Origin of the sequence: Kamptonema sp. UHCC 0994 (assembly GCF_029167235.1) — a bacterium.
Lineage (GTDB): Bacteria > Cyanobacteriota > Cyanobacteriia > Cyanobacteriales > Microcoleaceae > Kamptonema.
Genome location: NZ_JARFTR010000013.1, coordinates 1 through 2961, shown reverse-complemented (window position 1 = coordinate 2961; position 2961 = coordinate 1). Strand labels below are relative to the sequence as shown.

2 protein-coding genes are annotated in these 2961 nt (G+C 44.4%); one reads left to right on the top strand and one right to left on the bottom strand.

All coding sequences use genetic code 11. The annotated features are described in order from the left end of the window. Positions 1-205: 205 nt before the first annotated feature. Complete coding sequence (locus tag PY364_RS01190) at positions 206-2689, top strand: CBS domain-containing protein (RefSeq protein WP_275519717.1); 2484 nt, start codon at positions 206-208, stop codon at positions 2687-2689. A gap of 152 nt (positions 2690-2841) precedes the next feature. Here the strand turns inward: PY364_RS01190 and PY364_RS01185 are convergent. Next, positions 2842-2961 (bottom strand): photosystem II protein D1 (locus tag PY364_RS01185; protein WP_275519719.1); only part of this gene is annotated, 120 nt, incomplete at its 5' end.

The following is a 2961-nucleotide window of genomic DNA, read 5'->3' as shown; positions in this document are numbered from 1 at the left end:
CAACCAACCAAAAACACCCAATAAAGACCAGGGGGCGGAAATTACCATTGTGGTGGAGGAAAGGGTCGGTTGAGGGGGGGGGGGGGGGGGGGGGGGAGGGGGGGGGCAGGGGGGCAGGGGGGCAGAGGAGCAGAGGGGAGATTTTCGTCTTCCGTCTTCCATCTCCCCCTTTCCCCTCTTCCTCACTCCCGCTGAGGCAACAGTGATGGCTTTGGGTATTCATGTTGATACGGGTTCCCTTACTTTTGACCACGCTACTGCACGAGATGCTACTGCTTTAGCCTGGTTAATGGAACAGGGAGCGAGTTTGCGCGTAATTGCCGAATATGTCGATCCTGGTTTATCGCCTCAATTGCACGATTTGCTAACAGTTGCTCTAGAAAATTTACAGTCAGAAACTCTGCGGGGATATACAGTAGCCTGGGTGTTGCTGACTACTGAAACCTTTGTTCCGGGATTGTCTAGTTTGACATCTCGCTTGCTAGATTTGACAGAAAATGATGCCCTGTTGCTAGCTAACGTTTATTCTCAAAAAGAATCGGAAGATACGACAGTTCTCAATCGTTTAACTATTATTGGTCGCTCGCGGATAGAGGAAACTAATCTTAATGAGTTATTCAAATCTTTAGGCGGTGGAGGCCACAGTCGCGCCGCTTCTGTATCTCTCCGAGACGTTGAACCCATACTGATTTTAAAACAATTAGTTGAGCAACTCAAAGCTCAAATTCCCTACCCACCTACTGCTCGTGAGTTGATGTCGTCTCCAGTGCGAACAATTCGACCTGAAATCTCTGTCGGCGAGGCTCATCGGATTTTACTGCGCTATGGTCACTCTGGTCTTTCAGTCGTGGACGATCGCGATCGCCTAGTTGGAATTATCACTCGCCGCGACATTGATATTGCCTTACATCATGGTTTCAGTCACGCTCCCGTTAAAGGCTACATGACACCTCAGCTCAAAACGATTACACCTGATACTCTTCTACCAGAAATTGAATCTTTGATGGTGACTTACGATATTGGGCGTTTGCCTGTATTGGAAAATGGTCAGCTAGTAGGAATTGTCACTCGTACAGACGTACTGCGAGAATTGCACCAACAAAAAGATAAGGGGAAATTAGGAGAAGGAGTGGGAAAAAAGCATAGAGAATCACTGTTTTGCTCTTTACCTGAATCGATTAAACAGTTGCTTGCAACCAGCATTACTCCTCAACTAGATCGATTTTTATCGCAAGCTGCCAATATTGCAGAACAACGCGGCTGGCAACTTTATATCGTCGGCGGCGCAGTCAGAGATTTGTTACTCACTGCTTCAGAAAATAGCTTGTCACTGACTGATATCGATCTTGTAGTAGATGGATATCACGATTGGGAATTGGATAATACTGGTGATGCTCAAAAAACCTCAATTGTTAATACGGAGGAAGAGCGAGACTCTTCAGTTGTTAATTTCCCAATAAATAATCTCAAAGTAAAAAATCAAAGTAAAAAATCTCCGGCTGTCGAGTTAGCTTTAGCTCTGCAAAAAGTCTACCCTGCTGCTCGTTTGGATGTTCACGGTCAATTTCAAACTGCTGCTCTCCTGTGGCACAAAAATGATGAATTAGATTCCCTTTGGGTAGATATTGCTACTGCTCGTACTGAGTTTTATCCTTATCCCGCAGCTAACCCTGAAGTTGAGGCCAGTTCTATTCGCCAAGACCTTTACCGCAGAGATTTTACAATTAATGCTTTGGCTGTGCGATTGAACTCTCCTCGCGCTGGTGAATTGTTAGATTTTTTTGGAGGTTTGCAAGACTTAAAAGCTCGGCAAATTCGAGTTTTACACGCTAATAGTTTTATAGAAGATCCAACGCGGATTTATCGCGCTGTGCGCTTTGCAGTGCGGCTAGGATTTCAGATTGAGCCACAGACAGAAGGATATATCCGCCATGCTGTAGATAGTGGGATTTATTACCGAATTCAGGGAGAAAATGACCGCGCTCCGGCATTGGAAACGCGACTAAAAAGTGAGTTGAAACACATTTTGCAAGCTCCTTACTGGAAATCAGCTTTGCAAATGTTGGGGGATTTAGGAGCTTTACGCTGCATTCATCCTACTTTAGAGTTAGATCGGCAGTTATGGGAGCAATTACGTTTAGTAGATCGCTATTTGAAAATAATGAATAAGGCAGAAAAAATGGGTAATGGAAAAGAGGTGAAATCGTCTATTACTAATCAATTACCAGTCATTAATATCAATGATTGGCTGATACGATTAGAAGTTTTAATAGCTTATTTGGCAGCAGATTATAGAGGTAAGGTAGCAGCAAATCTTCAATTGCCGGCGGATAGTGTGAAGTTATTACAACAGTTGGAAGAGGGAAAAATAAAGCTAATGACATCTTTGCCGATGTGCGATCTGCCTAGTAAATTGGTGTTAATGCTGAGAAATTATGAGTTACCTATGTTAATTCTAATAGCAGTACAGTGTCCGCGCCGGGAGCGGCGGCAAATTTGGGAATATATCACTAAATGGGCAAATTTTGCTCCGCCTTTGAATGGTAATGACTTAAAGGCTTTGGGCTATAAACCAGGGCCTAAGTTTAAGCAAATGTTGGATGATTTGTTAGTAGCGACTTTGGATGGAGCGCTGACCGATCGCGTTTCTGCTATTTCGTTTTTAGCTGTCAATTATCCGCGAGCTTAATTATAGCTAGGGGCTAGGGAAGAGGGAAGAGGTTACTCTGTAAAGAATTCAGGACTAAAGGTCACGGGGGCACTGCGCGTACAAAAACTGTGATTTCCCCAACAAAAAACGCCCTCATTACTGAGAGCGTTTCTTGTATCTCAAGCTAAAACCTAGCCATTGATAGCAGGAGCAACCAAAGCCACTGGGGTAGACTCACCAGCAGCCAAGTCGAGAGGGAAGTTGTGAGCATTACGCTCGTGCATTACTTCCATACCCAAGTTAGCCCGGTT

What these genes read in the sequence shown, in the direction of transcription:
- PY364_RS01190 (WP_275519717.1), top strand. Translation starts at nt 206, where the DNA reads ATGGCTTTGGGTATTCATGTTGATACGGGTTCCCTTACTTTTGACCAC.